Origin of the sequence: Parashewanella curva, from assembly GCF_003675895.1 — a bacterium.
GTDB classification, from domain to species: domain Bacteria; phylum Pseudomonadota; class Gammaproteobacteria; order Enterobacterales; family Shewanellaceae; genus Parashewanella; species Parashewanella curva.
On sequence record NZ_ML014785.1, the window covers coordinates 13,674 to 39,088 of the forward strand.

Here is a 25,415-nt window from a genome sequence, read left to right on the forward strand (position 1 = left end):
CATGGATTTCTCAATCATTAACCGTATCCAAAACCTGAAAAATCTCAGGTTGAATATCTGGGTCGGGTTATTTGCCTTATTGGCTATGATCCCTCAAGCCATGAGTGCTAATCGCTTGCTGGATGTTCAATATCATGCAGTGGTGGATCATCAGTTAGAAATCGAATTTTTATTCGAAAATGATATTGCGGTCCCCACATCTGATATGAGTGTTAATCCTGCTAAATTAGAATTGCATTTCGCCGACAGTGTTTCCGATTTAGGGAAAAGCTCCATTCTGATTGATAAAGTAGGTGTTGATGGTTTACAGGTAGAGCAACAAGGCTCCAGTTTACATTTAACTCTATCGATGGAGCAGGTACTACCTTACCAAGGGCGAGTGATTGGTAACCGCTATCGTCTGACGGTCAATGATGCCGTGCAGCAAAACGATCAAAACCCAAAAGCGGTGCAAGCGTTTGTGAATGACATTAATAATATTGATTTTAAGCGTTCTCAGTCCGGTGGTAGCGAGTTGATTGTCGAACTCAATAATCGTTCTATTGCCGTAGATATTGAGCAAGTCGGTGCCAAGCTTGAGGTGAAATTTTTTAATACTGAAATTAACGATGATCTCCTCTATATCGTAGATGTGAATGACTTTGATACCCCTGTAAAAAGCTTTGAAACGTTTCGTGATGGCCTGATATCTCGCATTATGGTTGATGTTGAAGGTGAGTATGAATATCACTATAACCAAGAAGGTAATACTTTAAGGTTGAATGTAGATAAAGTGGTACGAGAAGCGGCTGTAAAAAAACAAAAAAACTATAAGGGAAAGGCATTTTCTTTAAACTTCCAGAACATTTCAGTACGAACTGCGTTGCAAATCATTGCTGATATGAATCAATTTAATTTGATCGTTTCAGATACTGTTGAAGGCGATATCACGCTTAGATTAGATCAAGTACCTTGGGATCAAGCCTTAGATCTAATTCTACAAACTAAGGGTTTGGGTAAGCGTATTGAAGGAAATATCTTGATGGTGGCTCCAGCTGAAGAGCTTGCGATTCGTGAGTCACAACAGCTGAAAAACAAACAAGAAGTAGAAGAGTTGGCTCCACTGTTTTCAGAATATATCCAGATCAATTACGCTAAAGCGAGCAACATTGCTAGTCTGTTAAAAAATGAAGACTCCAGTTTGTTGACTAAGCGTGGTTCAGTGGCAGTAGATGAACGCACTAATACCTTATTGGTTAAAGATACTGCAGATACCATTGAGAGTGTGCATCGTTTGGTAAAAATCATTGATATCCCGATTCGCCAAGTTGAAATCGAAGCTCGAGTTGTGACAGTTCGAGATAACGTAGCTGAAGATCTCGGCGTACGTTGGGGCTTTAGTGATCAACAAGGCCGTGATGGCACTTCTGGTTCTTTAGAAGGAGCTAATGAAATCGCTAATGGACGAATTCCTTCATTGTCAGATCGCTTGAATGTAAACTTACCAGCTCGTAACGACAATGCCGCAGGCATTGCATTTCACGTCGCTAAATTGGCTGATGGTACGTTACTGGATCTTGAGCTGAGTGCGTTAGAGCAAGAAGATAAAGCTGAAATTGTGGCTAGCCCGCGATTGACGGTATCTAACCAGCAAAAAGGTTATATTTCTCAAGGTATTGAAATTCCATTCGTACAATCAACATCTAGTGGTGCCACCTCTGTAACATTCAAACCTGCGGTACTATTACTCGAGGTAGTACCACAAATCACTCCAGATAATAGAGTAATATTAGATCTGAAAATTACTCAAGATTCCCGTGGTGAGACCGTACCCACGGCGGTAGGGGATGCTGTTTCCATTGATACCCAACGTATAGGTACTCAAGCGCTAGTGAAAAATGGTGAAACAATTGTGTTAGGTGGGATCTATCAACGAAATCTCATCAATAATGTGAGCAAAGTGCCAATTTTGGGCGATATTCCCTATCTTGGTTACTTATTTAGAAATACCCAAGAAAAAAATGAACGACGTGAATTACTGATTTTTGTGACAACCAAAATCGTAACGGATCAGTTATAAATTTGTTTTAATACATAAGCCTAAGCTGAGTGTGCTATGCTCTAGTTAGGCTTTTTTATTTTGATAAAATAATAATCAAGCTCATATAATCACTCAATAATCGTGCGCAATACTTGCCAAAGATAGAGCTAAACTGAGATAATCCGCAGTCAAGTCTCTTTAGAGCAAGGTAAATATAGGTCGATTGGCACGTCCATCGGTATTGGCAAACATTTCATAAGATTCAGACGTATATACAATGGCTGAAAAACGTAATATTTTTCTTATTGGCCCAATGGGCGCAGGTAAAAGTACTATCGGTCGCCATTTGGCGCAGATGCTACATTTAGAATTCCATGACTCCGACCAAGAGATTGAACACCGTACAGGTGCGGATATAGCATGGGTATTTGATGTTGAAGGCGAGGAAGGCTTCCGTCTTCGTGAAACTAAAGTCATTTCAGATCTTTCTGAAAAGCAAGGTATCGTATTGGCCACTGGGGGTGGTTCAATCGAAAGTAAAGATATCCGTAACTACCTTTCTGCTCGTGGTTTTGTGGTGTATCTTGAAACCACCATAGATAAGCAAGTGGCTCGTACTCAACGTGACAAGCGACGTCCTCTATTGCAAGTAGATGACCCACGTGAAGTATTGGAAACACTCGCTGAAACTCGTAATCCTCTTTATGAAGAGATTGCGGATGTGGTGGTGAAAACTGACGACCAGAGTGCAAAAGTAGTTGCAAACCAGATTATTGAAAAATTAGGTTTTTAATTTCCTTTTGTTCCGTGCAGCCAGATAGCTTTTATGTTGTGATCTCGGCTGCGCGTCATTCCCACTCTTTCTTCGTTAATCATTCAGGTTATAATGCATAATTGTGTTAGGGGTCGTTCTCAATTAAAGACTTTTTGATTTGTTACAGCCTAAAATTCGCAAAATCAAGGCACGAAGAATGAAGTTTAGTGAACTAAACGAAAGATGAGTAACGAAGTGTTTGCGAATTTTAGTCGTACCCCGTAGGGCTGCGTTTATTTTGTGTTTAAACTGCGTTGTAAAATGTTTATGTAGAGTAACTACACCGCACATTTTCCGCCTTGTTTAACCAAAAAATTAACAGCAGCAAATCAAAAATCTAATTGGGAACGCCCCCTTGGCAGGACTCAACTATAACTTAGGGCTCATCATGGAATGTATTAATGTTCAACTCGAAAATCGCAGTTATCCAATTATAATTGGTCAACAGTTGTTTGTTAATGCTTGTTCCTCACATAAGCTTCCTATCGACCCCACTGAGTTTTTAACAAATAAAAAGCTATTGATTGTCAGTAATGACACTGTTGCTCCTTTATATCTTGAGCAGGCAAAACACTGGTGTTTGCAATTTAATGTTAACGCAGTTGAGGTTGTTATCTTGCCGGATGGTGAGCAATACAAAGATTTAGAGCACCTAAATCGTATTTTTGATGCTTTAATTGAAAAGCAATTTGGTCGTGATTGTATTCTTGTTGCTCTTGGCGGTGGAGTAATAGGAGATATGACTGGGTTTGCTGCTGCTTGCTATCAGCGCGGAGTGGACTTTATTCAGATCCCAACCACGTTACTGGCACAAGTTGATTCATCAGTGGGTGGGAAAACCGGTGTGAACCATGCGCTAGGTAAAAACATGATAGGTAGCTTTCATCAGCCTAAATTAGTCTTGATTGATAGTGATTGTCTCGCGACGTTACCTGACAGAGAATTTGCTGCAGGTATGGCTGAAGTCATTAAATATGGATTGCTGTGGGATATTGAATTTTTTGAATGGATAGAGCAATACCAAGTTGAACTGAAAGCTAAACATCCTCAAATCATAATAGAAGCGATTAAGCGATGCTGTGAAATCAAAGCCGAAATTGTGATACAAGATGAAACCGAACAAGGCTGTAGAGCGCTATTAAACTTAGGTCACACCTTTGGGCACGCCATCGAAACCGGATTAGGTCACGGTACATGGTTACACGGTGAAGCCGTGGCAGCAGGTATGGTGATGGCGTTTCAAACCTCACAACACTTGGGGTGGATTTCTGAAGAAGTTGTTGAGCGAGTGATTGAATTAATAGCTGCTTTTGATTTACCGACTTGTAAGCCTGAGCAACTGAAAAGTGAACAAATGTTAGCATTAATGCAGAGAGATAAAAAGGTCAAAGAGGGTCAATTGAGATTGATCTTACCTCAAGCGATCGGCAACACTATCGTGACGTCACAAGCACCAGAATCAGTATTAACTCAAGTGCTAAGTGCTTAATTAGCTATAACTTAGCTTTAGATTATATTCAACAGCGAATCCATAATGGCGTTATTAGCTTCACAACAATCTATCGTCGAGCGTTTAATGCATAACGCCAGTTATGTTGAACAATTACAGTTGCTTAGTGGCGAAACGGGTAGTGGGAAAACCACCATTCTTACCGCGATAAGTCAACAAAGTCATGAAGTTAAGTGTGCATTTGTATCTTGTCCAGAGTATGCGGATGATACCGAAATTCGTCGCAAGATTTGGATCCAATTGCTTGACGAACCGGTTTTTGATGACGATATCCCTTTGGCTGATATGTGGCTTGCTGTTCAGAATACGATAACACAACCCCTGCTTATCTTAGTCGATGACGCACATCGGCTGTCTTTGCCGCTGTTAGCTGAGTTGATGACCCTATCACAGATGCAAGCTATCCATCAGCCTATCAGTGTTATAGCCAGTGTGCCGCCAGCCTTTATTGAAAATTTAGATGCAGATCTGACCGCTGATACAGATGTGTATACCTGTTTGCATATCGAGCCATTATCGGTAGAAGAGCAATACAATTTATATCTAATTTTGTTAGGTCAGCAAACTGACAGGCGAGAACAATCGGTGGTTCTTCCCGACTTTGGTGGTGTAGAGGTGTATCCTGATGAATACATTAGAGCATTTAATGGTGATTCATCTAAAGCTGCTTCTATTCGACTGTCACCGCTGATGAAAGTGAGCATGGCCTCAATCACAGCCTTATTGATATTTTTAGGGTATTGGGGTTTTCAAGTGAGTTACCAACAAAAACCTTCAGCCAAAGATACAACTCAGACTCAAACAGTCATAGATGCTACGCAGTTGACTTATTCATCCTCGCCCGTGGTTTCAACAAATAGGCCAATGGATTCTGTAGTTGACTTACCCATGTCCAAGCCTACCCAACAAACAATAGAGGTACAAACAAAGCTAGAACCTCTGGTTGTTGATGAAAAGAGTGAAGACAAACAGGCTGAGGAAACTCAACTTATCATTAAGCACAACTCGAGCATTGAGCATTCTAAGGGTATTGTTTCAAAGTCGATTCTTGAAAAGAAAGAAGGGAAAAAACAGCTACAACCTCAGCCTAGCTCTCGTGAAAAGAGTAATTCTGCAAAATTGAAAACTGAGATAGAGACCCCAAAAAATAACGAATCACGAAAGTTCAGTCCCAAATACCCTGAGGGTTACACCTTACAGTTAGCCACCATGAGCCAGAAGGATTCACTGACTAAACTGCTAAAAAAACTTGATAGCTGGAAAAATATCAGAGTTGCCAAGCGTAACAATAAATGGGTGGTAGTGTTAGGCGATTTTGCTACTCGTAACCAAGCTCAGAAAACGGCTAATAAGTTGAAAGCGGAGACTAAATTGTCAGCACCATGGCTTAGAAAGTGGTCGGCGTTAAAAGAGTATGATTTTCGCTAATGAAATCCTTTACAAATCATCGTACAATCATGATGTTCTTCAGCATTCACTTGGAATGAAACCAGTCCATGAGCAATAAAAATAGAGCCTTTTTAAAGTGGGCTGGTGGTAAATTTAAACTTGTTGATACACTCAAAAAGTCTTTACCTGAAGGACAACGTTTAGTTGAGCCTTTTGTTGGAGCTGGCAGTGTCTTTTTGAATACGGACTATCCATCGTATTTACTTTGCGATATCAACCAAGATTTGATCAACCTATATCAAATTTTGCAGCGCACACCTGAACGATACATCAAAGAGTCCCGTAAGTTATTTGTGCCAGACATGAACCGCAAAGAGGCTTATTACGACATTCGTTCAGCCTTTAATCAAACCCAGAATAAATTTGAACGCTCATTGTGGTTTTTATACATGAATCGACATGGATTTAATGGTTTGTGTCGCTATAACCGCAAAGGGGGCTTTAATGTTCCTTTTGGTTCATATAAGAAGCCTTATTTTCCAGAAAAAGAACTATTGGCATTCGCTGAGAAAGCACAGTTAGCCGAATTTCGATGTGTAGGATATGAGCAGGCGTTTGATTTAGCTAAATCAGGGGATGTGATCTATTGTGATCCGCCTTATGCCCCTTTGTCGACGACCGCGAGTTTTACCACTTATGTAGGTGCAGGCTTTAGTTTGGATGATCAAGCGTTATTGGCTCGTCGAGCTCGTTTAGTTGCAAGAGAGAAGAATATTCCTGTGGTGATCAGTAACCATGATATACCGTTAACTCGAGAGTTGTATCATGGTGCCATGTTTGATCAAATAAAAGTGCAAAGAAACATCAGTCAAAAGGGCAGTGGTAGAACCAAAGTGGATGAATTGATTGCGTTATATGACGAACATTATCACTTGCCAGAAAACTAGAGGGGCCTCTAGCCTATACTCGTGATACCTGAAAGTTGCATCTTCAAGTGTCACGAATAGATAACCCAGCGTACAATAGCAATTAAGCTCAAGACTAATAGAGCCGCTAGGACGATGCCCATAATAATAAAGGGAAGTGGCGAACTCATTTGAAAGTCTCGCTGCCGATTTTTATCGCTTTGTACTCCAAAAAAAGCGGCTAATGTGCTGGTTAAGACCTGCCAAAATAATTTAAACATTACTGAGTTGGAATATCGTCGCTGTTTTGTGGAATTTGACGGTCGTGATCACCATGTAATAATTCAAATAAATCAAAGAAATGGAATTGATTAGAATCACTTTTACCAGTGAGCCAACTGCCCCAGTTTAACTGTTTCGCCTGAGTTGAGCAGCGGTTAACTGGGTGGTTGCTTGGTAGCATTTGATTGTATTCAACTGCATTGCTGTATGAACAATAAGAGTCAGAATGAGTTGATTGAACGGCAAAAACAGTAATGGCTGACAGTGTCCCTGTTAGTCCCATGGCAAGCTTGAATTTATTTTTTTTCAAGTTTATTTTCCCTAATATCGCCACGATGTTAGCCCTTTTGATAACCATACCAACTCGCGATTATAACCCATTATCGATTGTAATTTAAACAGCTAATTTAGCCCTTACAAGCAGAGGGCTGATCTGGTTCAATAATTATAAGATCAAGACTATCGAGAATGGTATTCCAAGGGTAAAATAAGATTAAATTTAGCTCATTATGAGAGTCTTTTATGCGCCCATTTCTGATTGCCCCTTCTATTTTATCAGCCGATTTTGCCCGCCTTGGTGAAGAAGTCGAAAATGTATTAAATGCTGGTGCTGATGTGGTTCACTTTGATGTGATGGATAACCACTACGTGCCAAATTTAACCATTGGCCCTATGGTTTGTAAAGCATTACGTGATCATGGTATTACGGCTGATATTGATGTCCATTTAATGGTTAAGCCAGTTGACCGTATTATTCCTGACTTTATTGATGCAGGTGCTTCTATTATTACGTTCCACCCTGAAGCTTCAGAGCATATAGATCGTAGCTTACAGCTCATCAAAAATGCAGGTTGTAAAGCTGGTTTGGTATTTAACCCTGCAACACCACTTCATTATCTGGATCATGTTTTGGATAAATTGGATGTGATTCTATTAATGTCAGTAAATCCAGGCTTTGGTGGCCAATCCTTTATTCCGGGCACCCTTGATAAATTACGTGAAGTTCGTCGTCGTATTGATGAAAGTGGACGTGATATTCGATTAGAGATCGATGGCGGTGTTAAAGTGGATAATATTGCCGAAATAGCGGCCGCTGGTGCTGATATGTTCGTAGCAGGTTCAGCCATCTTTACTCAACCAGATTACAAGGTTGTAATTGATGAGATGCGTGAGGAGTTGGCTAAGGTAGATGGCAAATGAATCGTCGCTTCAAAGCCATTGCTTTTGATTTAGATGGCACCTTAGTTGACAGTGTGCCTGATCTCGCTGCAGCAATAAACGGTATGATGATGGAACTCAACTTAGAGTTGGCTTCTGAGGATCAAGTACGTTCATGGGTCGGTAACGGCGCTGAAGTGTTAGTTCAGCGAGCAATTACATGGTCGATTCAGCGGTCTCCTGAGTCGTCCGTATTAAAGGAAGCTTTAGCGGTATTTTTGCGTCATTATGATTTACACCTAAATCAGCATAGTCGTTTATACCCAAGTGTTAAGGCCACGCTTTCTAATTTACATAAGCAAGGCTATCAACTGGCGATTGTAACCAACAAGCCACAACAATTTATTGCCCCTTTACTGCAGGCGTTTGGCCTTGATGCTTATTTTAGCCTTATCATTGGCGGCGATACTTTGGGTCGAAAAAAACCTGATCCACTCCCTCTAAACCATATTTTGCAGCAATGGCAACTTGAAAATAGCCAATTGTTGATGGTGGGAGACTCTAAAAATGACATTTTATCGGCAAAATCAGCGTCAATTGCTTCAATAGGCTTGACCTATGGCTATAACTACGGAGAAGATATTGGCCTTTGCGGTCCAGATGCCGTATTTGACGATTTTCATCATATTGAAAATTGGGTGAACACCCAATTTTAATTATAGGAGTTAGGTAAACCAATGACCAAACCCATTGTATTGAGTGGCGCACAGCCTTCTGGTGAATTAACCATAGGAAACTATATGGGCGCACTTCGCCAGTGGGTACAAATGCAGGACAGCCATGACTGTTTGTATTGTGTTGTTGATTTACATGCCATCACCGTAAGGCAAGATCCTAAAGCTTTACGTGAAGCTTGCTTAGATACGTTAGCTTTATACCTTGCTTGTGGGGTTGATCCGAAAAAAAGCACTGTGTTCATTCAATCACAAGTGCCTCAACACACTCAATTGAGCTGGGCATTAAACTGCTATGCCCAAATGGGTGAGTTGAACCGTATGACTCAGTTTAAAGACAAGTCACAAAAACACGCGAATAACATCAATGTTGGGCTTTTTGGTTATCCTGTTTTAATGGCTGCTGATATCTTGTTGTATCAAGCTAATGAAATTCCTGTAGGGCAAGATCAAAAACAGCATCTTGAACTAACCCGTGATATCGCTACGCGTTTCAATAATGCTTACGGTGATACCTTTACCATTCCTGAGCCATTCATTCCGCCTTTAGGGGCGAAAGTAATGTCATTGCAAGATCCAACCAAGAAGATGTCGAAATCGGATGACAATAACAACAACGTAATTGGCTTGTTGGAAGATCCTAAGAAAGTCCTTAAAAAGATCAAAAAAGCGGTGACTGACTCAGAAGAGCCACCAAGAGTTGCTTTCGATGTAGACAACAAACCTGGCGTGTCTAACTTATTGAGTATTATGTCGGGCACAACTGGACGTTCAATTGCAGAGCTTGAAGCTGAATTTGAAGGTAAAATGTACGGTCACTTGAAAGTGGCGACAGGCGAAGCGGTTGTTGCGATGTTAGAACCACTGCAAGAGCGTTACCGTCAAATCCGTGCCGATCAAGCTTATCTTGATTCAGTCATGAAAGAGGGGGCAGAGAAAGCGCAAGCTCGTGCTGAAGTGACCCTGAAGAAAGTATATGAAAAGATTGGATTAATTGTCTAAATCAGGTGTGGATGGGAGAAAATCCGGCCAATGAGCCGGATTTTTTATTTTAAAATAGAAGTGAATTTGAGTGCATCTATTGAGAAATTTTGTTAACTTTTAAGCCCAAATGCCGAAAATAAATAAGCTTAATCAGGCATACAGGGGCAAATTTTTTGTAAAATTTGGGAAAGTTTTAAGCAGGTTTACCTGTCTAAAAAGTTAAGTGTTGATTTTCATGATGAAATTTTATAAAACACACGCGCTAATTAATAAGTTGTCAAAATAAAAACGATCATGAGTTGTAACTCAGTTAAGGGCAAAGAATGAATTATTGTAAGTGGTTATCAGTATGCCTGATGCTGTGTTTTTGGGTGCCGATATCATGGGCAAACCAAGTCATAGTGGTTGATAACAATTCTAAACCTTTAGCAAATATGGTGGTTTACCTAAAACCGTCTCCCTCTTTTGATATTTCGGCTTATCCGCTCCCTGAGACTCCTCATATTGTTCGACAAAAAGATAAGCAATTTGATCCTTACATTGTAGTAATGCGTGCAGGAAGTAAAGTTGCTATTACTAATGAGGATAGTATTTCTCATCATGTCTATTCTGCAGCAGGTGTTAAGCGTTTCTCTATAAGAATGCCAAAACAATCAAAGAGTGACGTACTAACTATAGATAAAGCTGGTGAAATCGCATTAGGCTGTAATGTGCATGATTGGATGAGCAGTTATGTGAAAGTCGTTGATACACCTTTTTATGGATTAACTGATGAAAATGGAAAGGTTAATTTTGATGATGCACCAACTGGCGAGTATCAATTGGTCGTATGGCATCCTCAAATGCAAGCCGAAGCTCAACAGCAAATAAGCAAGATTACCTTGCCGAAGAATGATCCCTTATCCATTAAAATAATCTCTGATATTTTGCCAATTCCAGAGCAAAAAGCTCTGGATGAATTCGAGTTTTGGGAATCATATTGATGCCTCGATTTTGGAATAAACTGCAAACTCGAATCTTCCTGTTTTTTGTTATTTTATTGGTTATCATCCAAGGTTTTTCATTTTGGATGTCTTTTCAAACCCATAAGCAACTTGAGCAGCAGCAAATCAGCAGCCGTATAGCCAATGCGGTGGAAGTATTTAGAAACCAATTTGATGCGCGTAGCTTTTACCTAGGTGTATTTTCCGAGGTCGTTTCTCAAGACTATAGCTTGAAAGAAATTTTCATCGAAGGCGACATGGGCAGCTTTCTCACTGCCTTAGGTAATCATCAGCGCCGAATTAAAGCGAATTTATCCATGTCGGTGGATAAAGACGGAAAAATTATTGCTCAGTTGATCAGTGGTAAAAATGATAAAGGGCAAACTCGCTATCGTTTAGGACCTGAACAAGGAAAAGTCTTTTCTGTTTCATTCAATAAAGCTCAATCTACAGTGAATTTACTGTATCAAGTGGGTGGCAGTCTTTATCAGATGCAGTTTTCTCGTATCACTGCAGGAGGAAACACCTTACTAGGTTGGGTAGGCTTTGGTTTTAAAATTGACGCTGAATTAGCAACAGAATTAATGCATCAAACGGGGCTGACAACGGGATTTGCTTTGGTTGACCCGCAATTTAAGGTGTCTGAAGTTCGCCAGTCGACTGCTACAGACGGTGATATGTTAAAAGACTTGGCCTATCAGTTGGTCGGCAAATTTAGTGATCACCGCTATCTATTTTGGAGTCAAAAACTCGGTGCTATTGATAATAAAGCACTCTACACCTACATGTATCTGCCAAGGGAGCAAGTATTGGCTCCGTTAAAAGAGCAATGGTGGCAACAGCTGTGGATTGTGATTTCGATGTTGCCTTTATCGATGCTGGCAGCTTATTACATCTCGCGCAGTATTACTAAGCCCATCAAACACTTGATTGAACAGGCTAAGTTCATTGCAGGTGGTAATTACGACCATAAAGTAAAAGAAAGTTCTACCATTGAACTTGCGCAATTGGCTCACGAATTTTCTGAAATGCAACAAGCCATCTTGAGTCGTGAACAGCGAATTGTGTATCAAGCATTCCATGATCCTTTGACCAATTTACCGAACCGAAATGAATTGGACAGAATGCTCTCTACTTGGATGGAGCAAGATGAACAATTCATGATTTGCTTGGTGAATGTGAAACGCATGACAGAAGTGAATGCAACGCTAGGTCATGGCGTTGGGGATGAAATCATTAAAGAAGTCGGTCGTCGCTTAGAAAGCATGAAGAATGTGAACTTTGCATGCCGTATTTCTGGTGATGAATTTGCACTGGTATTGAATGACTTTCATGTCGATGATATCGGTCAGTTAATCGCATCATTACGTGAAAAAATGGCTCGCCGTTATCGCTATCAAGGATTATCGCTTGAACTAGATTTAACGATGGGGGTTGCGATTCGCAATCACTCATCTTCAATGTTCTCAGTCTTACAGCAAGCCAATACCGCTTTGCAATACGCTAAAAGTAATAAGCTTGAATATCAGATCTATGATAAACAGATTGATCAGCATACGGTTGAACGATTACAACTCATCAATGGCTTAAAATCTGCGATTGAAAGTGATCAGTTAGTTTTGTACTACCAACCTAAGTTGTGTTTAAAAAAAAATGCAGTGATCAAAGTTGAAGCGCTTGTACGTTGGGCACACCCTGAAAAAGGCATGATCCCACCTGACGTATTTATTCCCATTGCGGAAAAAACAGGGCAAATGAATGCGCTGACACGTTGGGTGTTAGAGACTGCGATCAAACAATATAAACAATGGCGTGCAAAAGGTATTGAGCTGGGGATCGCCATCAACATTTCTGCTGAAAACCTCAAAGACAGCAGTTTTTGTCAATGGGTGTTAAATACCATTAGCCAGCATCAAGTGCCAATCTCAGCTTTTACTCTAGAAATTACCGAAGATGCGGTGGTGTCTGATTTGGACAGCGCCATTATGCAGCTAAGTTATTGGCGAGCGAAAGGGTTGAAACTGTCTATTGATGATTTTGGTACAGGATATTCATCATTAGGACAACTAAAGCAACTCCCTGTAGATGAAGTCAAAATTGATCGCTCTTTTGTTCAGCAGTTGATGTCCAATACCGATGATCAAATCATTGTTAAATCTACCATTGAGCTGGCTCATAACTTAAACCTGTTTGTTGTTGCTGAGGGAGTTGAAAACCAAGATACGCTTGATTGGTTAAGAGAACGTGGGTGTGAAATGGCCCAAGGTTATCATCTAAGCAAGCCAATTTCAGGGTCGGATCTTGAAACCTGGTTATTACAAAGTGAATATTTTTACCACAGCACCCCTCAAGTACAGATTTAGTTTAAGAATAAAGAATAAAAAAGGAATAACATGAAGTTAGTTGTTATTGGCTTGTTGTGTTTATCAACTTCCGCTCTAGCCGTTGAACAAAAGTGGTCGGGAATTATTGACCTATCAGTGGCTAATGTTGATGGAACACAGAGTTACCTTAAAGGTGGACTAGGAAAGTTCAGAGCTAATAATGGTACCCAGCTAGCACTATCTCAGTTTGGCCTCAGCCATCATCTTGAGCTTAGTGATAAATGGTCAACTAAAATCGTAGCTAATGGCTATTGGGATAATGTCGATGATGGCATTGGTATTACTGAAGCCGTTGTTAAATATCGCGGTTTACCGACTGACAGTGGTTATCGGGTTGAAGTGCAAGCTGGGATCATGTACCCCAATATTACTCTTGAAAACCTTGCAACGGCTTGGGCATCGCCATACACATTAAATTATTCTGCTATCAATGCATGGTTAGCCGAAGAAGTCCGTCATACTGGTGTAAAAATCGGAATCACTCGTTTAGGGAAGTTCTTTCAATCGCCTCATAGCTTTTCATTCAATGTAGAAGCGTTTACCAATAATGATACGACAGGAGCGCTATTAGCATGGCATGGCTGGACCCAAAGTTCTCGACAAACACTATGGCATGAAACCATACCAGTTCCTCATCTGCCTCAATTTGACGGTGTGTTAAAAGGGCAGGCAAAACAATCTGATCCCTTCATTGAGCTAGATAACAGACTCGGCACCCATATTTCAGCGCAATGGACATGGCGCGGTAAAGGTCGATTATTGGCAGGTTATTATGACAACAATGCCAATACCAAGATCGTGAAGCATGGTCAATATGCTTGGCGTACCCGCTTCCATCATCTTGGAGTCAAATGGCGCTTACCAGCTCGAGTTGAAATGATTGCTCAATACATGAAAGGTGACACAAAAATGATGGCGCCTGAAGGGTTCGATGCCGTCAATAATGATTATCAGAGTGCAAATATTTTGCTCAGTCGACGCTGGCAGAAACATACTGTAAGTGGTCGTCTAGAACACTTTTCGGTGACAGATAATGATGAAATGGTGGCTGATAATAATAATGAATCTGGTCGCTCTTTGACTTTATCTTACCGTTATCGTATTCAACGAGGCTGGTTTATCCATACTGAATTCAATTGGGTAGACAGTGAGAGACAAGCTCGAACCAGTATCGGTTTGCCAAAGCATCTCATTGAAAGACAGTGGCAACTTGCGACTCGGTATTTTTTCTAAATTGGGAATGGTCTCTAAAGTTCTCATAAAAAAAGTGCCTTTGGTTGCATAGTAAGCCATCAAAGGCATTTCTATCGTGGAGTAATCATTAATTCACGAGTATATCAAGCCTTAGTATTAATGATATGACCTGCATTTCCGACTGGTTTTGGCGCAGCACTGTTGATGAGCTGCATAGCCGTTTCACCCTCTGCCTTTTGCTGTTGCTTGGCCATTTGCATCACTTTCACATTAGTGGTTTGTTGATTTGCTGCTGACTGTACGCTTGAACCGCTGATATCCATTTGTGTTTCTCATAGAACCCTAAGTTCTTAGTTTATCGACTCCATTTTGGTGTTCTTTAATCATATTTAATAGAAGATCTCTATTAGTTGCAAAGGCCAGTATTTCCTAACGTTAAATTTAATGTCGATTAACAAAAAGTGAGATATCGCACAGGGTTCATAAAAATTAAATCATATAAAATCCGCTGAAAATAGAGTAAAAAACCTATTCGGTAGTCGTATCAACTATGTTTAAAAATAAAAGTATCTCATTTCAGGTGTTATCTCTGATAACGCTGTTAATCGTATTTGCCTTTGCTAGCACCGCCACCCTGATATATAGGCAAGCCAAAACCCTTTATTTAGAACAAACCTTAGAAGATCATCAAAGTAAAATTGATACCTTAGCAAAAGCCCTCAGCGAAGAATATCAAGCTTTTTTACTTTCAGCCGAGCATCTCGAAGGAGCGTTAGTCAGTGGGTATCTGAATGGATTAGCTCCTGTATCCGGAAGTGACGCCATAAATGGTAAGGTTGTTAACCGAGTCGAGGTAACCGGTATTCCTTTATCGGAACTAACACACGTTATTGACCGTTTTAAACAAAACACTGAAGCCGACGCCACCATCTTTTTACGAGATGGTGATGATTTTATTCGCGGTATTACTACTTTAAAAAATGCCAATGGTCAAAGAGTGGTAGGAACATACCTTGGAAAATCACACCCTGGTTATAGCCAGTTAATGTCAGGGCAGCCTTATTCATCTATGGTCAAATTATTTGGTAAAAACTACCTTGCTTATTATCGGCCATTACTCAATAACGGTCGCATTTTTGCGGTCGCATTTGCAGCTATCCCCCTACAGAAAGCGACTGAATCCATATTTAAAGCAATTGAAGAGGTGAAGTGGGGTAAAGGCGGTGAGAGTTTTGTGGTTAATGCTGCAAGTGCTGAGCGTGGAAATTATTTATTGCACTCTAATATCAACTTTATAGGGCAAAATATCCAAAACACAGTAAATGATGATGGTAGTCGTCCACTGGCTAATTTAATGGATACGATTAATGAAGTGCATTTTTATCAATCTCAATCAGGTAAAGATAAACTACAAAAATACATGGTGACCTCCTATGTATCAGGTTGGGATTGGGTGATAGGTGGTGGAACTTCAGTTGCAGAAATTACTGAAGGCAGTACCTATTTGCTTAAAATAATCTTAACCATTGCCGTTGTTGTGTGCCTTGTGGTGATTGTGATCTTGTATTTAGTCATGCAAAGGTTATTAGCACCAATGGCAAAAAATCACGAGTACATGAAACGCCTAGGTAATGGAGAAGTAAGTATAACGGTTGAAGGAGGGGATGCCTCATCAAATAATGAGATGTCGCAATTGACCGCTGTTGTCGGCGGTATGGCTGGTAGACTGTTTGAATTGACAACAGATATAAAAGATATCAGTACATCCTTAGCCGCCCAAGCCGAACAGGCCAAAGGTAATGCGGAAGGAAGTTTAATTTCAGCGGAGTCTCTACAGTCGCAAATTGAGCATATAGCGACAGCAACGGAAGAAATGGCCGCGTCGGCACAAAGTGTTGCTGGGCAGGTTGAGCAAATAGCAATGAGTGTGCGAGAGGCTAATGATGATGCAATAGCTGGCACTAAAATCGTTGAGAATATGCAGGCAAAAGTATCTTCTCTATCTGAGCAAATTCAATCATCGTCTGAAGCGATCCAAACCGTAGAAGTAGAAAGCAACAATATTCAAAGCGTCACCAAAATGATTGATGAGATCGCTGAGCAAACCAACTTGTTAGCGTTGAATGCGGCCATTGAAGCAGCAAGGGCTGGAGAGCAAGGTCGAGGCTTTGCGGTTGTGGCAGATGAAGTTCGAAGCCTAGCGGCCAGAACCCAGCAATCAGTTAAAGAAGTGGTGGGTATCATCAGCCAGTTACAAAGCAGTACACAAACTGCCGTTAAGTTGATGAAACTTAGCAGTGACTATGGACTAGAAGTTGACAAGCAGGCTGAAGAGACTGGTGGTGCGCTTTCTGGTATCGCGACTCAAATATCCCATATCGAACAAATGGCACAAGAAATAGCCGCTACTTCTGAACAACAAGCGAACGTGAGCACTGAAATTGCCTCTAGTGCTAATGAAGTAACTGTTTTAAACCAAAGTAATTATAAAGCGGCACAAGATACGGCTCAAAGCTCACAAGAACTCAATCATCTATCGACTCAGTTGTCTGAGAAAGTCAGTTACTTTAAATAAAAAGTGGTTCAATCAAAAGGCTGCGAGAGCAGCCTTTTTTGTAGGGGAATCATTACTTTTCTGCTGCTACCACTGAAATCTCAACCAACAACTCTTCACGTGCCATATTAGCCGTGACACAAGCTCTTGCTGGTGCATGGCCTTCTGGCACCCATGCATCCCAAACGGCATTCATTTCTGCAAAGTACTGCATATCTTTAATGTAAATGGTGGCCGACAAAATATGCTCGCGGTCGCTACCTGCTTGCTCTAGTAATCCATCAACCTTGTCTAACATGGTTTGGGTTTGCTCAGTGATCCCTTTAGTGGCATCGGCGCATACCTGACCACATAAATAAATGGTGCCATTATGCTTAACAATACGGCTCATACGTTGTTTGGTTTCAAGTCTTTCTATGGACATTACAGAGGTTCCTTGGTTGTAATTTTTTCTTCAAAAAAACGATATATCTTATCAAAGATACGTAACACGTGTAGTAATTATTGTATTATAGATATGATATTTGGTACTTTGAACTCTATTAATCTTCTAGAACTTCTGCTATTCCACTATTTAAGTATTCAACTGCTTTTAATGCTTCATATAGACTTTTACAACGTTTTTCTGTGAGTGCTAATTGAAAATTATATAGCCACCTTCTCGCTTTACTGAATGGAGTCTCAGTTGTTTGACTGGCAAATGTAGATAAATCCTCCGGGGTAAATAACCCCTTACTGATAAGATGATCTTGGAGCGATGAAAAGTTTTGGCGCAATAAATTCAATTTATCTGGATCGTTGAAAATTTTTCTAATCAATTTCACATAACATGTTTGGGTGGTTTTATCATGTTCATTTGGTGAAGTGGTTTCAGGCACTTCAGTTTTTTTAATTTGCTGAGTTTGCCTTAATTGTTTTGGAGCTAGTAATGCTACTTGGTTGGTTTGACTGACTTTGGAACTATTCCTAGGGCTTTTCATAGGTGTCAATAAATTACAGCCTGAAAGTATCAGTGGTACGGCGATCGTATTTATCTGAGCATCAGTAAAGTCTTTATGCTCATCATGAAGCAGTCTAAAAGCTTGATTGAGCAACTGGCGGTGAGCTTCGAAGAACTGCGTTTCGTTTTTTAATGAACATGGTGGTGGTCTATGAGAATTTACCGCGGTTTCTAATAATAGAATCCCTAAAAGAAGATTGATTGGTGTCAGGTTCAATGCTATTTGGCTTTGATATAGGAGCGCTAATGAAAACAGCGCTTGCTTGTTAGTATTATACGGTATTCTTATTTTTGGTATTTTTGCTTCAATAAAATAGCCAGATAGTACAGATTCAATGGCTTTTAAAAATTCGACATTCGGGCTTTTGCAACAGACTCTTGCTTCAGGTACTTGTGATACAAGTAATTGCATCTGTGCCGCTAAGGAAGAAAGGACTGTTTGGCAAAAAACTAAAGGGAGTTGGGAGAAACGTCCATTACGAGGAAACTGAACATCAGGATTTAACATGTCATGGGTATAAGTGAGTGACAAAGTATCAGTTGAGGCCGATTTCATTTCGGGTAAGCTTAATCTTTGTGGCTCAAAAGATACTTTATCAAGGCTAGATGTAACAGATCGAGGTAGAATAATATCGGCTTGTGCTGCTTTAAATAGCTGAAAAAACTTTATGAGATGAGATGTTTGGCTTTGTCTATAATTTGCGCCTATCAGAAAGTTATTTAAAGCTTTTGCTGGGTTGGGCTCGACGTTAAAAAATCGAATGAACCTTAAACAATCCATTGAGGTGCGGCAGACATATCGAGCTAAGCAGAAGTAAGTTTGGCCTTGTTCGAAGGAAATGCTTTGAAAGCGACCAAATAGTTCTATTTGCAAAGACTCTAAACTTTCCTTTATCGTTTTATTTTCTGTTGATTCATCCTTGTGTTGCTTAAGGAAACGAACAGAATATGCTTGATGCGTATTTTCAACAATTAACTCTTGAGGTGAAGCAACAACTGTACTTGAGTACATTGTTACTTCTCTGATTATTTCTTTCCTGACTTGAATCGTAGCCATACCGTACCACTTTTAGTCCTATAATGCCTTTAAATTAGCAAGTAGGACGAAAAGCAGCCAAGTTAAATTTGGTTAACATTAATTCGAATAATCAAAGACTTTAATGACTTTCTGAACCCCTGTTGTATGGCGAGCAACATTCACCGCTAAATCAGCTTGCTGAGGGTGAATAACCCCCATTAAAAAGACTTCACTATTTTCAGTGATGACTTTAATGCGAGTAGCATCTAGACCTTTTTGATTCAGCATTCTGCTTTTCACTTTGGTGGTGATCCAAGTGTCATTAGTGCGAGTGGTAAAACCCGTAGGTGAGCTGATCCTTATTTGATCGTAAACCTTATCGGCAATATTCATGCCTTTGATGACACTGATCGCTTTACTACGCAACATAGTATTTGGCGCTTGGCCAATTACTAACACTTTACGATTAACGGTAATCGCACGAATGTGAGTTTGATTTTTGATATCTTGTTGCTTGGCTAATTCAGCCATGATTTTAAAATCAGTATCAGTATCATCAAGTTGAGTACCTAGACTGCGCTTATCATTGAGTGCTACTGCACCACCTGCTGCTCCAGCGATGATTAACCCAGCGCAACCTTGTAGCATAAAACAGGTTAACAATAAGACAATCAGTTTTTTCATGCTTGCTCGTCCTGTGGAAATAGCGTTTTGTCTATGTTGTCACACAAACAGTGAATCGCAAGTAAGTGGACTTCTTGAACACGGGCAGTGATATTGGAGGGTACTCGAATCTCAACATCATTAGGTCCCATAAGTCCTGCCATTGCACCACCATCTTTACCTGTAAGCGCGACAATTGTCATGTCTCGGCTTAGTGCCGCTTCCATGGCTTTGATGACGTTACCAGAGTTGCCACTGGTTGAAATCGCTAACAAAATATCACCCGGTTGACCCAATGCCAGAATTTGTTTTGAAAACACTTCATCATAGCTGTAATCATTAGCAATGGCGGTTAAAGTGGAAGAATCAGTTGTTAGTGCAATGGCTGGAAGTGGTGGACGCTCGATTTCATAACGATTGAGCAGTTCAGCCGAAAAGTGTTGGGCATCGCCTGCGCTACCACCGTTGCCACAAGCTAAAATTTTATTACCATTAAGCAGACAGTTCACCATCATTTGTGCTGCAAGCTCAATAGACTCTGGGAGTGCTTCTGCTGCGTCAATTTTAGTTTGAATAGACTCTGTGAAGCTGTCTTTGATGCGATCTAACATGGATATACCCTAACATACTAAATTGAGGGTAGTTTGCCATATTCTTACAGATGTCAAAAGCAAAGATTATGCAGAGGAAGTGATCTATTACTGATTCGCAAAAAACTGCTCAGTTAATGCAAAACTGTGTTCCACCTCAACTTTAGAATGCATAGCTGCACCAATGATAAATGCTGTACTGCAAACTCGAATTTGCATGCCCAAAGCGGATTTCATATCAATGTTGAGAAGTGAAAATATTCCACTAAACGAGTTCGCCATGCCTGAAACACCTGAAACATAAGGTAAATTTGCTTCAATCAGTTGGCATACATAAGGGTTTTGTGGTTTGCTGTAGTGTTGATATTGAACAGCTGTGTGGCAACGAGGTAGTACATTTCTAAATAATTTACTTTTTACAGGTATTTGTGTATTCCCAAATCTATCAGATTTTGTTTCTATAAAGTCACCAATATGGTGCTCTCTTCTGGGGGTTACTTCTGTGCAATAGATATCCCAGAGCCTTTGTGTTTGTTCTATTGATTGTTTGTTTAACATTGCTGAAGGTAATAGCCAAAGTAAGCACATGAGCTTTATGTGACTATCAAAGTCAGAGCTTTTGATATTAGTATAAAGGTAATAAATTAAGTATTCTCTATGTGAAATTTCAGTATCATTTTTAAAGTCTGATGGTGTTGGGTAAGCTTCTGTCCTTGATAAAATTTTACTGTAAAAAAGTGCTGCAAACTCTTCATCATAAAGGTCAGGTTGAGTTTCGATTTTTGTTAATAACTCTTGTGCGAGCTGATGTATCAATTGTTGATTATATGAAGTTGTTAAAATGTTATAAGCCCAGTGATCTTCTTGTTGCAGTACTTCCCATCTTTTGACTTGGTATTCTCTTGGTTTGGCTAGCTCATTTGGCGTTTTTAGTGTCATGGCACTTAATTTTTTAACAAGTTGGTTTTCAAACCAAGTACTGATTAATGTGTTATCTACGTGTTGTGTAGCTAAATACCAGTCAGGTTTAAAGTAAGAGCAATAGTAAACAAAGTTGATTTGTGAACTAGTCGTCTTGTCATGACAACATATGAGGAGCTCTACTGAACACTCTGGTTCGATGGGAATAAAAAATGAGTTTATATCTAAAATAACCCTTTCCTGGCTATTTATCGTGCAATTTAGAATCGAGCTCATGAAGTCTTAATTGTAAAAAATTTAATAAATAGTAACGGGTGATAAAGCTCTTTTATAGATATATGAAGTGAGCTTAATCTAGCCTTTATCTTAAAACGCCCCTTTTATCCATTGAATATTTTGATTATCGATGGCGATGACATCAAATCGGCAGGGTGCTTGAATACGTTGCTGTTGAAGGTAAGCACTTGCCGCTTTACGTATCCGCTGTATTTTCTGGGGTGAGATGGCACTGATGGCGCCGCCGAAATTAGGGTTGGTTCGAAGCTTTACTTCAATAAAAACCCAATGTGCACCATCACGCATGATTAAATCTAATTCGCCAAAAGGGTAACGAACATTGGCTTTAACAAAGTTTAATCCTTGCTTAGTTAAATAGTCTTGTGCTTGCCGCTCTCCCTGCTGGCCAAGATTCATAGTGGGTATAACACTCCTTGTTTGTATTGTCCCCATTGTAATTGACGGCGGATAACGCCATTTTTTTCAACTGATAACGTACCGCTTTCCCCTCTAAACTGAAAACCCGGAAAAGCGCGCATTTGAGCCAGTTGACCAATCAAAGCTAGCGCATCGTTTCCCATAGTATAAAGCCGTTGTTGGTTATAGCTCCACGTTGGCCATAGCTGATTGATCGTGCGGTGCTCAGCGGTGTTTTGCATTAACCAAGGCGCCTCACTCATGATGATTCCATTATACTCTTGATTCTTTTTGCTGTTACCAAGGTTAGGGCGACTGCGGCTGCTTGTATATAAAGGTACAGGGCGAGCGAAGACGCTAAAACTGACATCGATGAATGGTTTTAACAAAGGCAAGTCTCGAGAACCGGAAAGCATATAAATGGCATCGATGTCGCGGCGAGATCTGAAATCGGCTTTAACTTTATTCCTTAACAAGGATTTGATTTGAGCAATGCGACTTAAACTATCAGATACTCCCATGGCTTGTTGAACCGTTTGCTTCATTTTATTGGCATCTGCGTAGAAGTGGGTTTCGGCTTCTGCACCTGTCAATTTGAACCACTCATTTTTAAAGGCTAATGCCATATTGCGACCAGTTGAATTATCGGTCGCGAATACTAACGGTGTTTTGACACCGCTACGTTGCATGCGTAAAGCTCCGTCAACGGCTTCTTGTTGAGGAGACAATGAGAAAAAGTAAGTATTTTCAACTTCACTTGGCTTCATTAATTGGTTTAAAAATAGTTGAGGAGCACGAACACCTTCAGATTTCTGTAATTGGTGGAGGTTAACGACATTATTGGGTAGTAAAGGACCAATAATGAATTCGGCACCATCAGTTAATGCTTGTTGGTAGGCTTGTTCTACGTTCGGGCTGGTATCATAGAACTGTATAGACGTTTGAATACTATCTTTGTAATAGCGATTCACAATGCCAGCTTTGATTGGTTCAGCAAAAGACGAACCATTTCCTGTTAATGGCAATAACACTGCAATTTTTTGCGGCTGATAAGGCTTAGTATTAATGGCTTTTTGAAGATCGTCCGGTAGTTTAACAGCAGCAGGGTGCTGAGAATGAGCGTGTTGCCAACGGCTTAGATTACTGATCAATTGCATGGGATCAGCGCCATAAAATTTAGCAATGTAAGCCAGTTGAATCCAACCTGAAAATATTTTGGGTAAAGGTTGCTGTTTAAGGCTCGCCAGTTGCTCTTGTTTTAATTGACTGAGTGTTTGCCAAATATGTTGATTAAGCTTGCTTGCTTCATTCGCATCAACATACATAGCTAATGATGTGTATGACTGTAATTTTTTTATCGGTTGTTGCACTAGCCCGAAAAGCAGTGCTCGTTGTTGGTAATAGTTTCGCCATTGCCAACGAGGAAGTTGCCAAGCGTCAGGGTAAGATAAGATATCCAGTGCTTGTTGATATTGCTGTTTTTGATAGGCAATCAATGATTGCAAGTAACGATATTCGGCTTGAATTTCAGAGTTTGTCGTTAATTGGCTTGAAATCTGCGCTAAGAGAGTGATTGCTTGCTCACTTTGGTTTTTATCTAAAAAAGCGTGAGCAGCAAGTAATTGAGCACGTAACTTTAAGTTGTTTGCTTTGAGTTGTTTCGCTTGCGCTAAATATTCGGTGGCTGAAAATTTGACTTCATTTAAGGCCAAATCGGTAGCCGTTAAGGTTTTATTAGGTGACGAACTACAGCCAAGCAGAATTAAGCTTGCTAATAATCCAACTAAGTATCCCCGAATATTTTGGTTTTTCAACACAGATTTACTCTCTGATTATGATAATATTCCCACCCTGAAGGGCAGCGCTTTGGATATAGTTTAACCTGCTCTTATATATGACGAAAGAGGAAATTATGGATCACGTCGCGGCGTTATATGTGGTGCCAACACCCATTGGAAATCTAGCCGATATTACCCCTAGAGCCATAGAGGTACTTAAACAGGTAGATCTCATTGCGTGTGAAGATACTCGACACAGTGGCAAATTATTAAATCACTTTGGTATAGAAACTCGCACTATGGCGGTTCATGATCATAATGAGCGTAATCGTGCTGCCAGTATTATTGCCAAACTGGAGCAAGGCGAATCGATCGCTTTGATCTCTGATGCAGGTACGCCACTGATATCAGATCCTGGTTATCACTTAGTCTCTCAAGTCCGTGAAGCCGGATTTGCTGTTATTCCTCTGCCGGGGGCTTGTGCTGCAATCACCGCACTAAGCGCATCAGGCTTGCCTTCAGATCGCTTCTCATTTGAGGGTTTTTTACCAGCCAAAGAAAAGGGGCGGAGCGATCGATTATCAGCCTTGGTTGATGCTACTCGAACCTTGATTTTTTATGAGTCTCCACATCGAATATTACCAAGCCTTAATTCTATGGCGCAGCACTTTGGTGAAGATAGACTTATGGTGATGGCCAGAGAGATCACTAAAACTTTTGAAACCTTTTTATCGGGCACGATTGCTCAAGTTATTGAAAAAGTTGAGTCGGATGCTAATCAACAAAAAGGTGAAATAGTGCTGATGATCAAAGGTGCTGAGGTGAAAGAAGATGGCGAGTTATCGCCAGAAGTTATCAGCACACTAACTCTGTTAAGCAAAGAGTTACCCTTAAAAAAAGCTGCCGCCATTACCGCGCAAATCTATGGGTTAAAAAAGAATGCCCTTTATAAAACCGGTTTAGAACTGGATTTATAACTCTAATTTATTCTTAGTAAGCTTATCTAATAAAAACATATCCTTAGATAAGCTTTTCTAGAAACTATCCACATCTATTTACAATTTCCTTATCCACATTTCCACTCAAATAACACAAAAGTACATGTGCTCAATTTACCTTCTGCTATCTTTGTGTTTTAATTTGTGACCATTAGTCACAAAATGACTATTGGTTTTTCTTGAGGTGGTTTATGGTTGAGTTAACGCGAAAACAGCGAGAGTTTGCACGCAGAGAGGAAGATATTCTATCTGCAGCCTTGAGTTTGTTTGATGGTAATGATTGGCAAAGTGTCACAGTGGCACAGATCGCTAACAAAGCCGAAATAGGTAAGGGCACAGTATATAAGCACTTTAGCTGTAAAGAAGAAATTTATGCGCGTATTGCATTGTCTCACTTTGAAAAATTTAGAGAACAATGGCCGACAAAAATTCCTGAAGACAATCGGTTAGCAGCCGTCGAGCAAATTTTAAGGTTGGCGTTTCAAGTTAGTCTAGATGATCCTGTTGGCGCTAAAGTCGCACACTTCTGTCATCGTGCAGAAGTAAGAAAGCGTTTACCTGAAGCGGTTGCTAAAGCTTTTGAAGAACTGGAAAAGCAAGATCAGTGCTTTTTTGAAGAACTGCTTGAAGCGGGTATGAGCTGTGGTGAGATCCCAAGACAATCGGTTGAAGAGTTGGTGATTGCGTTACATGCCAGTTTTCACGGTACCTTAAGAATGATTTGGGATGGTGACATAGCCGCATTTAAAGGGCTAACACCTGAGCGTTTTATTGAAATTAACAGCCGATTTATGGTGGCCGGCATTTTAGGTAAAAGAAGCCATTAGATCTTTCATGGTAGAA

At 40.2% G+C, this 25,415-nt stretch carries 24 protein-coding genes; 14 read left to right on the forward strand and 10 right to left on the reverse strand.

Annotated elements, in window-relative coordinates; all coding sequences use genetic code 11:
- The first annotated feature begins 1 nt into the window (after position 1).
- From D5018_RS12400 to D5018_RS12420, 5 genes are all read left to right on the forward strand, one after another.
- Positions 2-2,059 (forward strand): type IV pilus secretin PilQ, encoded by a 2,058-nt coding sequence (locus tag D5018_RS12400; protein WP_121839347.1) that lies wholly within the window; start codon positions 2-4, stop codon positions 2,057-2,059.
- Positions 2,060-2,297: 238 nt separating this feature from the next.
- The gene (gene aroK / locus D5018_RS12405; RefSeq protein WP_121839319.1) at positions 2,298-2,813 is read left to right on the forward strand and encodes a shikimate kinase AroK; all 516 of its coding nucleotides are present in this window, start codon (positions 2,298-2,300) and stop codon (positions 2,811-2,813) included.
- 406 nt (positions 2,814-3,219) lie between these two features.
- Positions 3,220-4,323: a 3-dehydroquinate synthase gene (aroB, locus tag D5018_RS12410; RefSeq protein WP_416351542.1), complete on the forward strand. Its 1,104-nt coding sequence runs from the start codon at positions 3,220-3,222 to the stop codon at positions 4,321-4,323.
- Positions 4,324-4,368: 45 nt separating this feature from the next.
- Positions 4,369-5,772, forward strand: a complete 1,404-nt coding sequence (locus D5018_RS12415; protein ID WP_121839321.1) for an SPOR domain-containing protein — start codon at positions 4,369-4,371, stop codon at positions 5,770-5,772.
- A 68-nt stretch (positions 5,773-5,840) separates the two neighbouring features.
- The gene (locus D5018_RS12420; protein ID WP_121839322.1) at positions 5,841-6,680 is read left to right on the forward strand and encodes a Dam family site-specific DNA-(adenine-N6)-methyltransferase; all 840 of its coding nucleotides are present in this window, start codon (positions 5,841-5,843) and stop codon (positions 6,678-6,680) included.
- A gap of 50 nt (positions 6,681-6,730) precedes the next feature.
- Here the strand turns inward: D5018_RS12420 and D5018_RS12425 are convergent, their stop codons facing one another.
- Positions 6,731-6,919, reverse strand: a complete 189-nt coding sequence (locus D5018_RS12425) for a DUF2970 domain-containing protein (RefSeq protein ID WP_121839323.1) — start codon at positions 6,917-6,919, stop codon at positions 6,731-6,733.
- Positions 6,919-7,230, reverse strand: coding sequence for a hypothetical protein (locus D5018_RS12430; RefSeq protein ID WP_133309286.1), 312 nt, complete (start codon positions 7,228-7,230; stop codon positions 6,919-6,921). Before D5018_RS12430 ends, D5018_RS12425 begins: the two co-directional genes overlap by 1 nt.
- A 212-nt stretch (positions 7,231-7,442) precedes the next feature.
- Here D5018_RS12430 and rpe point away from each other — a divergent pair, with 212 nt between their 5' ends.
- The 6 genes from rpe (at position 7,443) to D5018_RS12460 (ending at position 14,396) form a co-directional block, all read left to right on the forward strand.
- Complete coding sequence (rpe, locus tag D5018_RS12435; protein ID WP_121839325.1) at positions 7,443-8,120, forward strand: ribulose-phosphate 3-epimerase; 678 nt, start codon at positions 7,443-7,445, stop codon at positions 8,118-8,120.
- Positions 8,117-8,794: a phosphoglycolate phosphatase gene (locus D5018_RS12440; RefSeq protein ID WP_121839326.1), complete on the forward strand. Its 678-nt coding sequence runs from the start codon at positions 8,117-8,119 to the stop codon at positions 8,792-8,794. Before rpe ends, D5018_RS12440 begins: the two co-directional genes overlap by 4 nt.
- 21 nt (positions 8,795-8,815) lie before the next feature.
- Positions 8,816-9,814 (forward strand): tryptophan--tRNA ligase, encoded by a 999-nt coding sequence (trpS, locus tag D5018_RS12445; protein WP_121839327.1) that lies wholly within the window; start codon positions 8,816-8,818, stop codon positions 9,812-9,814.
- A 305-nt stretch (positions 9,815-10,119) separates the two neighbouring features.
- Positions 10,120-10,779, forward strand: a complete 660-nt coding sequence (locus D5018_RS12450; protein ID WP_121839328.1) for a cupredoxin domain-containing protein — start codon at positions 10,120-10,122, stop codon at positions 10,777-10,779.
- Positions 10,779-13,142 carry a bifunctional diguanylate cyclase/phosphodiesterase gene (locus tag D5018_RS12455; protein ID WP_121839329.1) on the forward strand — a complete coding sequence of 788 codons (2,364 nt, stop codon included), beginning with the start codon at positions 10,779-10,781 and terminating at the stop codon, positions 13,140-13,142. Before D5018_RS12450 ends, D5018_RS12455 begins: the two co-directional genes overlap by 1 nt.
- A 30-nt stretch (positions 13,143-13,172) precedes the next feature.
- Positions 13,173-14,396 (forward strand): hypothetical protein, encoded by a 1,224-nt coding sequence (locus tag D5018_RS12460; RefSeq protein WP_121839330.1) that lies wholly within the window; start codon positions 13,173-13,175, stop codon positions 14,394-14,396.
- 104 nt (positions 14,397-14,500) lie between these two features.
- On the opposite strand, the gene D5018_RS12465 is transcribed toward D5018_RS12460, so the two are convergent.
- The gene (locus D5018_RS12465) at positions 14,501-14,680 is read right to left on the reverse strand and encodes a cytoplasmic protein (protein WP_121839331.1); all 180 of its coding nucleotides are present in this window, start codon (positions 14,678-14,680) and stop codon (positions 14,501-14,503) included.
- A gap of 227 nt (positions 14,681-14,907) precedes the next feature.
- On the opposite strand from D5018_RS12465, the gene D5018_RS12470 reads away from it, so the two are divergent.
- Positions 14,908-16,932 carry a methyl-accepting chemotaxis protein gene (locus D5018_RS12470; RefSeq protein WP_121839332.1) on the forward strand — a complete coding sequence of 675 codons (2,025 nt, stop codon included), beginning with the start codon at positions 14,908-14,910 and terminating at the stop codon, positions 16,930-16,932.
- A 52-nt stretch (positions 16,933-16,984) separates the two neighbouring features.
- On the opposite strand, the gene D5018_RS12475 is transcribed toward D5018_RS12470, so the two are convergent.
- From D5018_RS12475 to D5018_RS12505, 7 genes are all read right to left on the reverse strand, one after another.
- Positions 16,985-17,335 (reverse strand): RidA family protein, encoded by a 351-nt coding sequence (locus D5018_RS12475; RefSeq protein WP_121839333.1) that lies wholly within the window; start codon positions 17,333-17,335, stop codon positions 16,985-16,987.
- A gap of 118 nt (positions 17,336-17,453) precedes the next feature.
- A complete protein-coding gene (locus D5018_RS12480) occupies positions 17,454-18,923 on the reverse strand; it encodes a hypothetical protein (protein WP_133309287.1) in 1,470 nt (489 codons plus the stop codon).
- Positions 18,924-19,046: 123 nt separating this feature from the next.
- Positions 19,047-19,613: a division/outer membrane stress-associated lipid-binding lipoprotein gene (gene dolP, locus D5018_RS12485; protein WP_121839335.1), complete on the reverse strand. Its 567-nt coding sequence runs from the start codon at positions 19,611-19,613 to the stop codon at positions 19,047-19,049.
- Complete coding sequence (locus tag D5018_RS12490; RefSeq protein WP_121839336.1) at positions 19,610-20,203, reverse strand: phosphoheptose isomerase; 594 nt, start codon at positions 20,201-20,203, stop codon at positions 19,610-19,612. Before D5018_RS12490 ends, dolP begins: the two co-directional genes overlap by 4 nt.
- A gap of 87 nt (positions 20,204-20,290) precedes the next feature.
- Positions 20,291-21,121: a hypothetical protein gene (locus D5018_RS12495; protein ID WP_133309288.1), complete on the reverse strand. Its 831-nt coding sequence runs from the start codon at positions 21,119-21,121 to the stop codon at positions 20,291-20,293.
- Positions 21,122-21,469: 348 nt separating this feature from the next.
- Positions 21,470-21,796 (reverse strand): YraN family protein, encoded by a 327-nt coding sequence (locus D5018_RS12500; protein ID WP_121839338.1) that lies wholly within the window; start codon positions 21,794-21,796, stop codon positions 21,470-21,472.
- A complete protein-coding gene (locus tag D5018_RS12505; protein WP_121839339.1) occupies positions 21,793-23,613 on the reverse strand; it encodes a penicillin-binding protein activator in 1,821 nt (606 codons plus the stop codon). The genes D5018_RS12500 and D5018_RS12505 overlap by 4 nt, the downstream gene beginning before the upstream one ends.
- A 95-nt stretch (positions 23,614-23,708) precedes the next feature.
- Here D5018_RS12505 and rsmI point away from each other — a divergent pair, with 95 nt between their 5' ends.
- Together rsmI and D5018_RS12515 are read left to right on the forward strand one after the other, a co-directional pair.
- Positions 23,709-24,551, forward strand: coding sequence for a 16S rRNA (cytidine(1402)-2'-O)-methyltransferase (rsmI, locus tag D5018_RS12510; RefSeq protein ID WP_121839340.1), 843 nt, complete (start codon positions 23,709-23,711; stop codon positions 24,549-24,551).
- A 212-nt stretch (positions 24,552-24,763) separates the two neighbouring features.
- Complete coding sequence (locus tag D5018_RS12515; protein WP_121839341.1) at positions 24,764-25,399, forward strand: TetR/AcrR family transcriptional regulator; 636 nt, start codon at positions 24,764-24,766, stop codon at positions 25,397-25,399.
- The last annotated feature ends 16 nt before the right edge of the window (positions 25,400-25,415 follow it).

What these genes read in the sequence shown, in the direction of transcription:
- D5018_RS12400 (WP_121839347.1), top strand. Translation starts at nt 2, where the DNA reads ATGGATTTCTCAATCATTAACCGTATCCAAAACCTGAAAAATCTCAGG.
- aroK (WP_121839319.1), top strand. Translation starts at nt 2,298, where the DNA reads ATGGCTGAAAAACGTAATATTTTTCTTATTGGCCCAATGGGCGCAGGT.
- D5018_RS12415 (WP_121839321.1), top strand. Translation starts at nt 4,369, where the DNA reads ATGGCGTTATTAGCTTCACAACAATCTATCGTCGAGCGTTTAATGCAT.
- D5018_RS12420 (WP_121839322.1), top strand. Translation starts at nt 5,841, where the DNA reads ATGAGCAATAAAAATAGAGCCTTTTTAAAGTGGGCTGGTGGTAAATTT.
- D5018_RS12425 (WP_121839323.1), bottom strand. Translation starts at nt 6,919, where the DNA reads ATGTTTAAATTATTTTGGCAGGTCTTAACCAGCACATTAGCCGCTTTT.
- rpe (WP_121839325.1), top strand. Translation starts at nt 7,443, where the DNA reads ATGCGCCCATTTCTGATTGCCCCTTCTATTTTATCAGCCGATTTTGCC.
- D5018_RS12440 (WP_121839326.1), top strand. Translation starts at nt 8,117, where the DNA reads ATGAATCGTCGCTTCAAAGCCATTGCTTTTGATTTAGATGGCACCTTA.
- trpS (WP_121839327.1), top strand. Translation starts at nt 8,816, where the DNA reads ATGACCAAACCCATTGTATTGAGTGGCGCACAGCCTTCTGGTGAATTA.
- D5018_RS12450 (WP_121839328.1), top strand. Translation starts at nt 10,120, where the DNA reads ATGAATTATTGTAAGTGGTTATCAGTATGCCTGATGCTGTGTTTTTGG.
- D5018_RS12455 (WP_121839329.1), top strand. Translation starts at nt 10,779, where the DNA reads ATGCCTCGATTTTGGAATAAACTGCAAACTCGAATCTTCCTGTTTTTT.
- D5018_RS12460 (WP_121839330.1), top strand. Translation starts at nt 13,173, where the DNA reads ATGAAGTTAGTTGTTATTGGCTTGTTGTGTTTATCAACTTCCGCTCTA.
- D5018_RS12465 (WP_121839331.1), bottom strand. Translation starts at nt 14,680, where the DNA reads ATGGATATCAGCGGTTCAAGCGTACAGTCAGCAGCAAATCAACAAACC.
- D5018_RS12470 (WP_121839332.1), top strand. Translation starts at nt 14,908, where the DNA reads ATGTTTAAAAATAAAAGTATCTCATTTCAGGTGTTATCTCTGATAACG.
- D5018_RS12475 (WP_121839333.1), bottom strand. Translation starts at nt 17,335, where the DNA reads ATGTCCATAGAAAGACTTGAAACCAAACAACGTATGAGCCGTATTGTT.
- D5018_RS12480 (WP_133309287.1), bottom strand. Translation starts at nt 18,923, where the DNA reads ATGTACTCAAGTACAGTTGTTGCTTCACCTCAAGAGTTAATTGTTGAA.
- dolP (WP_121839335.1), bottom strand. Translation starts at nt 19,613, where the DNA reads ATGAAAAAACTGATTGTCTTATTGTTAACCTGTTTTATGCTACAAGGT.
- D5018_RS12490 (WP_121839336.1), bottom strand. Translation starts at nt 20,203, where the DNA reads ATGTTAGATCGCATCAAAGACAGCTTCACAGAGTCTATTCAAACTAAA.
- D5018_RS12495 (WP_133309288.1), bottom strand. Translation starts at nt 21,121, where the DNA reads ATGACACTAAAAACGCCAAATGAGCTAGCCAAACCAAGAGAATACCAA.
- D5018_RS12500 (WP_121839338.1), bottom strand. Translation starts at nt 21,796, where the DNA reads ATGAATCTTGGCCAGCAGGGAGAGCGGCAAGCACAAGACTATTTAACT.
- rsmI (WP_121839340.1), top strand. Translation starts at nt 23,709, where the DNA reads ATGGATCACGTCGCGGCGTTATATGTGGTGCCAACACCCATTGGAAAT.
- D5018_RS12515 (WP_121839341.1), top strand. Translation starts at nt 24,764, where the DNA reads ATGGTTGAGTTAACGCGAAAACAGCGAGAGTTTGCACGCAGAGAGGAA.